The sequence below is a fragment of the Anaeromyxobacter sp. SG17 genome (genome assembly GCF_022690695.1).
GTDB lineage: Bacteria > Myxococcota > Myxococcia > Myxococcales > Anaeromyxobacteraceae > Anaeromyxobacter > Anaeromyxobacter soli.
Window position 1 is genome coordinate 35,566 of the sequence record NZ_JALCYX010000037.1, and the last position, 6,572, is coordinate 42,137.

The window sequence follows — 6,572 nt, forward strand, 5'->3', positions numbered from 1 at the left end:
TCCGGCCGGGCGCCGCCCGAAACTTCCTCACTCCTCCAGGGTCGACACGTCACCTTCCGGGAGGCCCTGCGCGCGGGCCTTCAGCACGCGGCGCATGATCTTGCCGGAGCGGGTCTTCGGCAGCGCGTCGACGAAGATCACCTTCTCGGGCCGCACGATGGGGCCGAGGTGCTGGGCGACGTGGTTCTTCACCTCGTCCTCGAGCTCCGGGCTCGCCTTGAAGCCCTGGCGCAGCAGGCAGTAGCCGTGGATCGCCTGTCCCTTCACCTCGTGGGGCAGCCCGATCACGGCCGCCTCCGCGACGGCCGGGTGGGAGACGAGCGCGCTCTCGATCTCCGCGGTGCCGAGCCGGTAGCCCGACACCTTGATGACGTCGTCGGTGCGGCCGATCACCCAGAAGTACCCGTCGCGATCGCGCTTGGCGGAGTCGCCCGCCATGTACTTGCCGGGGTACTTGCCCCAGTACGTGCGCACGAAGCGCTCCGGGTCCCGGTAGATGGTCATCGCCATCGCGGGCCAGGGCTTCTCGAGGACGAGGAAGCCCTCCTCGCCGTCGGCGACGGCCTTGCCCTGCTCGTCGAGGATGGACGCCTCCTGCCCGAAGAACGGCTTCGCGGCGGAGCCCGGCTTGAGCGGGAGCGACGGGACCGGGGTGATCTGGAACATCCCGGTCTCGGTCTGCCACCAGGTGTCCATGATCGGGCAGCGGCCCTTCCCGATGACGCGGTGGTACCACTTCCACGCCTCGGGGTTGATCGGCTCGCCGACCGATCCCAGGATCCGCAGCGTGGAGAGATCGTGGCGGTTCGGCCAGGACTCACCGAAGCGCATCAGGCCGCGGATGGCGGTCGGCGCGGTGTAGAGGATCGTGATCCCGTACTTCTCGACGAGCGACCACCAGCGGTTCGGGTACGGGTAGGTCGGCGCGCCCTCGTAGATGAACGTCGTCGCGCCCATGAGCAGCGGCCCGTACACGATGTAGCTGTGGCCCGTGACCCAGCCCGGATCCGCGGCGCACCAGTAGCGGTCCTCGTCCTTCACGTCGAAGACGTACTTGAGCGTCGAGTAGATCCCGACCATGTAGCCGCCGTGCCCGTGGATGAGCCCCTTGGGCTTGCCGGTCGTGCCGGAGGTGTAGAGCACGTAGAGCGGGTCGGACGACTCCATCACCTCGGTCGGGCAGTGGCCCGTGGCGAGGGGGAGCTTCATGAGCTCGTGGTACCAGTAGTCGCGCCCCGGCTCCATCCGCACCTCGTGCCCGGTGCGCTGCACGACGATGACCGTCTCCACGGTGGGGCAGCGCCGGACCGCGTCGTCGACGGTCTTCTTGAGCTCGACGACCTTGCCGTTCATGAACCCGCCGTCGGCGGTCACGACGACCTTCGACTCGGAGTCCTCGATGCGCCCCTGCAGCGCGTCGACCGAGAACCCGCCGTAGACCACCGAGTGGATCGCCCCGATCTTGGCGGCCGCCAGCATCGCGATGACGATCTCGGGGATGCGCGGCATGTAGATCGTGACGCGATCGCCCTTCTTCACCCCCATGGCCTTGAGGACGTTCGCGAACTTCGAGACGTCGCGGTTCAGCGCGAAGTACGAGTAGGTGCGGACCTCGCCCTTCTCGCCGACCCACACGAGCGAGAGCTTGTTCTTTCGCCAGGTGCGCTGGTGTCGATCCAGGCAGTTGTGGACGATGTTCGTCTGGGCGCCCTTGAACCACTTGAAGAACGGCCGCTCGGACTGATCGAGGACCTTGTCCCACTTGCGGTACCACTCGAGCTCCTCGGCCTCGGCGGCCCAGAAGCCCTCGAGATCGTCGGCGGCGCGGCGCGCGAGCGCCTCCCAGTCCTTCACGCGGGCCTGGGCGACGACCTCGGCGGAAGGGGAGAAGACCTCACCCTCGAGCTCCTGCGGGTTCTTCATGACGCGACTCCTTTTGCTCCCGGGCGCCGGCCCGCGGCGGACCGCCGGAGAGCGGGGGGTGTCCATGGGTGTAGCCGAAAAGAATTCTCAGAGCAGGGTAGCGAAAGCCGGTCCCGAGTGGGGGGCGATCGTCGCGCCGCCCCTGGGAGGCCGCTCACAACCTCGTGACGCGGCGCGGCGCGCCGTCTCGACCGGACCTCCGCACGCGGTTATCCTCGGAGCGCCGTGATCCTCCCCCCCGCGCTGCGTCCCGGAGACGTCGTCCGCGTCATCGCCCCGTCGAGCTCGTTCGACCCGGATCCGTTCGAGCGCGGGCTCACCGTGCTCTCCGCGCGGCTCGGGCTGCGGCCGCGCATGCGCGCCGACGTGGCGGCGCGCTGGCGCTACCTCGCCGGCGACGACGCGCGCCGCGCGGAGGAGTGGCGCGAGGCGGTCGCCGATCCCGAGGCGCGCGCGATCGTCTGCGCGCGCGGCGGCTACGGGGCCCTGCGCATCCTCCCGGCGATCGACCCGGCGCCGCTCCTCGCCCGCCCGAAGCTCCTCGTGGGCTTCTCCGACATCACGGCGCTGCACGCGCTCCTGAACCGCGCAGGCCTCGCGACCGTGCACGGGCCGGGCGTGACCCAGCTCCCGCGGCTGCCCGAGGAGGCGCTCCAGCACCTCGAGGCGCTGCTCCGCCGGAGCGCGCCGCCCGCCGGGAGCGCGCCGCCCGCGCCGGGCGCGGGGCTCGTGGGGCGCGCCACCGTGCGGCCCGGGCGCGCCTCCGGCCCGCTCCTCGGCGGCTCTCTCACGCTCCTCTCGCACCTCGCCGGCACCCCCTACGCGCCGCGCCTCGAGGGCGCGATCCTCTTCCTCGAGGACGTGGCCGAGAAGCCCTACCGGCTCGACCGCTACCTCACGCACCTCGCCCTCGCCGGCGCGCTCCGCGGCGTCGCCGGGATCGCCGTGGGCCAGCTCACCGGCTGCGACGACGCCAACGCGCACGGCGCCGACGTGGTCCGGGAGGCGATCCTCGCGCTCGGCGTCCCCGCCATCGAGGGGCTCCCCGCCGGGCACGAGGACGCGAACTTCGCGCTCCCGCTCGGCGCGCGGGCCACGCTCGTCGCGCCGGCGCCTGGCGAGGGCGGCGCGCCGCGCCTCGTCTTCGACGGCTGGACGGACGGGGGGGGCGCCGCGTGACCGCGGTGCTCGCGCCCGTCGTGGGCGTGCTCGAGGCCGGCCATCGCGAGGGTGTCGGGGGAGCGCTGTCGGCCGCGGTGATCGCCGGGGGCCGGCTCGTGCACGCGAGCTGCCACGGCGCGCTCGACGGGCCGGGCCCTCGCGCCTTGCGGGCCGACGATCTCTTCGACGTCGCCTCGCTCACCAAGGTGATGGCGACGACCACGCTCGCGGCGCAGCTCGCGGGCGCGGGGGCGCTCCGGCTCGACGTGCCCGTCGCGGAGACGCTCCCTGGCTTCGAGGCGGCCGGCAAGGGAGCGGTCACCGCGCGCCACCTGCTCTCGCACGCGAGCGGGCTCCCGGAGTGGCGGCCCTACTTCGAGCACGCCGCGCGAGATCCGGTCGCGGGCCAGGCTTTCCTGCCCCCCCGCGAGCGGCCTCCGCCGCCGCTCCTCGCCGCGGCGGCGGTCCGGGGCCGCGCGATCGTGCGGGAGCTCGTCCTCGCCGAGGCGCTGGAGGCGCCGCCCGGCGCGCGGGCCGTGTACGGCGATCCCGGCTTCATCGCGCTGGGCCTCGCGATCGAGGCGCTCGCCGGGACGCCGCTCGCCGGGCTCGCCGAGCGGCGCGTGTTCGGCCCGCTGGGCCTCGCATCGACGGGCTTCCTCGACGCCGCCCGTCCCGCACCCGCCGTCGGCCGGGTCTTCGTCCCGACGGGTCGGAGCGCCCCGCGGCGCGAGGACCTGTGCGGCACGGTGAACGACGACAACGCCTGGGCGATGGGCGGAGTGGCCGGCCACGCGGGCGTCTTCTCCACCGCTGCCGACGTCGCCGCGCTCGGCCAGGCGTGGCTCGACGCGCTGTCGGGCGGGCGCGGCCCCATCCCTTGCGACGCCGCCCGGGAGTTCGCCCGTCGCGACGTCACGACCCCTGGCAGCGCGCGCGCCCTCGGCTGGGACACGCCGAGCGGGGCGGCGCCGGCGATCGGCAGCCGCCTCGGGCGCGGCCCCCGGGGCGCCATCGGGCACCTCGGCTACACCGGCTGCTCGCTCTGGATCGACCTCGACGCGGGCGTGGTCTGCGCCCTGCTCACGAACCACGTCCACCCCTCCGGAAAGTCGGACAAGCCGCGAATCCGCGAGCTGCGCCGCCGGTTCCATGACGCGGTGGCGGAGGGGCTGGGGATCGGGTAGAGGGCGTCGGGGTCGAGGTCGGGTCGAGGTCGAGGTCGGGGTGGGGATCGAGGTCGAGGTGTCGTTCAAGGAGAGCCGCAGCGTGATCGACTGGTCGCAGGTGAAGCGCATCCACCTCATCGGCGTGGCGGGCACCGGCATGGGCTCGTTCGCGGGGATGCTCAAGGCGGCGGGGTACGCGGTGACGGGCTCGGACGAGAACGTCTACCCGCCCATGTCCACGCAGCTCGAGCGCTGGGGCATCGAGGTGATGACGCCCTACGACCCGCGCAACCTCGATCGCGCGCGCCCGGACCTCGTCGTGGTCGGCAACGTCGTCCGCAGCGTGAACCCCGAGGCCGCGGCGATGCGCGAGCGCGCGCTGCCCCACGTCTCGTTCCCGCAGGCGCTCGGCGAGGCGTTCATCGGCCCGCGGCACGGCGTGGTGGTGGTGGGCACGCACGGGAAGACCACCACCTCGGCGATGATGGGCTTCCTCCTGCACCACGCCGGGCGCGACCCCTCCTTCCTCGTGGGCGGGGTGACGCGAGACTTCGACTCGAACTACCGGCTCGGCGCGGGCCCGCACTTCGCGGTCGAGGGGGACGAGTACGACACGGCCTACTTCGACAAGGGCCCCAAGTTCCTCCACTACCGCCCGCGCACCGCGATCTTCACGAGCTGCGAGCTCGACCACGCCGACATCTACCGCGACGAGGCGCACTACGAGAGCGCGTTCGAGCGCTTCGTCGAGATCCTCCCGGCGGACGGGTTCCTCGCCGCCTGCGCGAGCTACGAGAGCGTGCTCCGCATCGCGCGCGGCGCGCGGTGCCGCGTGGAGACCTACTCGGTCGATCGCCCGGGGGCGGACTGGGAGGCGCGCGGGCTCGCCCTCTCGCCCGACGGGGCGCGGTTCACGCTCGTGCGCAAGGGGGACGCGCTCGCCGAGGTGCTGCTCCCGGTGGGCGGCGCCCACAACGTCGAGAACGCGCTCGGCGTGGCCGCGGCCGCCACCGCCCTCGGGCTCTCCCCCGCGGAGATCGCCGCCGGCCTCGGCGCCTTCCACGGCGTGAAGCGCCGCCAGGAGGTGCGCGGCAAGGCGGGCGGCGTCACGGTGATCGACGACTTCGCCCACCACCCGCGCGCCGTGCAGAAGACGCTCGCGGCGATCCGCGGCGCCTACCCCGGCGCGCGCCTCCTCGCCGCGTTCGAGCCGCGCTCCAACACGAGCCGCCGGAACCTGCACCAGCGCGAGTACGCCTCGAAGGACACCTGGGCGGACGCCGCCGAGGTGTTCCTGCTCCGGCCCGCGCCGACGGACCGCGTGCCGGAGAGCGAGCGGCTCGACGTGGACGCCCTCGTCCGCGACCTCTCCGCCGCCGGCAAGCCGGCCCGCGCCTTCACGAGCGTCGACGAGATGGTCCCCGCGATCGCCGCGGCGAGCCGCACGGGCGACGCGGTGGTCGCCATGTCGAACGGCGCGTTCGGGGGCATCTGGGGGAAGCTTCTCGACGCGCTCGGCCGCTGAGCGCCGCGAGGCGACGGAGACCGGAGCCGAGGCGGGCAACCGCAGCGACGCGCGCCGAGGCGTACTGCTTCCGTCTCAATCATTCGTCACAAGTGCGGGTACTCGCCGGACGAGCGGCGGGTGTTTCGACCACGGTTCCCGTGCGCATGGCGGATTCGGGGCATCGACGGGGTCGGCGCACGCGCTCGTGCTCGACCCCCGATGAACGCGGGAAGGCGGCGGAGCAGGCGAGCGTCTCGTCGTGTCGAACCGGGCGCAGCGACGGCGTGACTTCGCGCGGGGTGCGCGCGGACTTCTCGAAGGCGTTTCCGCGGCTCGAGGTCGACCGTATTCACCTGGGGTGACAACTATCGCCAGCGGTAGTGCCGGCCGGTGCCGCGGCTCTTCTCGCGACGAGGCAAGACGTCCCAGATGCGGTGGGTGAGACATTTCCCATTGACGCCTTCTCGCCTCGATCGTGGTCCGGAATAGGAGCCGGCGCGGAAGACCGCTCTCGCGCACGCGCCTCGCGCGTGGCAGGCGCGCCGACCGCCGGAGTGCCTCGACGAGGGCGCCGTGGAGAAAGCCGCGCAGACACGAGCCTGGAGCGTCTCCGGAGCCCTGAAAATCGCGTGCTACGAAGGGTGTACTGGAGGTGCACCCTATGTCTGCGCTCACCCCCGCTTCTCTCGAGTCGAACGTTCTCGCCCTGCGCCTGCGCGAGCTCGCCGGAGAGGAACGAAACGTCCAGGTCGACTTCCTCCTGCACCTCGACGAGTTCGATCGGCGCCGCGCCTTCGTTGAAGCCGGCCATG

The 6,572-nt window shown here is 72.9% G+C and carries 4 protein-coding genes and 1 pseudogene; 4 read left to right on the top strand and 1 reads right to left on the bottom strand.

The window, feature by feature from the left end; translation table 11 throughout:
• Positions 1 to 27: 27 nt before the first annotated feature.
• Complete coding sequence (acs, locus tag MNY60_RS14400; RefSeq protein WP_242355076.1) at positions 28 to 1,923, bottom strand: acetate--CoA ligase; 1,896 nt, start codon at positions 1,921 to 1,923, stop codon at positions 28 to 30.
• Between the two features lie 225 nt (positions 1,924 to 2,148).
• Here acs and MNY60_RS14405 point away from each other — a divergent pair, with 225 nt between their 5' ends.
• The 4 genes and pseudogenes from MNY60_RS14405 to MNY60_RS14420 all read left to right on the top strand — a co-directional run.
• A complete protein-coding gene (locus tag MNY60_RS14405; protein WP_242339957.1) occupies positions 2,149 to 3,102 on the top strand; it encodes an LD-carboxypeptidase in 954 nt (317 codons plus the stop codon).
• Complete coding sequence (locus tag MNY60_RS14410; protein WP_242360917.1) at positions 3,099 to 4,271, top strand: serine hydrolase; 1,173 nt, start codon at positions 3,099 to 3,101, stop codon at positions 4,269 to 4,271. Before MNY60_RS14405 ends, MNY60_RS14410 begins: the two co-directional genes overlap by 4 nt.
• A gap of 82 nt (positions 4,272 to 4,353) precedes the next feature.
• Positions 4,354 to 5,778, top strand: coding sequence for a UDP-N-acetylmuramate:L-alanyl-gamma-D-glutamyl-meso-diaminopimelate ligase (gene mpl, locus MNY60_RS14415; RefSeq protein WP_242339959.1), 1,425 nt, complete (start codon positions 4,354 to 4,356; stop codon positions 5,776 to 5,778).
• A gap of 643 nt (positions 5,779 to 6,421) precedes the next feature.
• Positions 6,422 to 6,572: pseudogene (locus MNY60_RS14420) on the top strand (HNH endonuclease); the annotation flags it as partial.

Bases quoted from the DNA above. Each gene is read 5' to 3' on its own strand.
- acs (WP_242355076.1), bottom strand. From the start codon at position 1,923: ATGAAGAACCCGCAGGAGCTCGAGGGTGAGGTCTTCTCCCCTTCCGCC.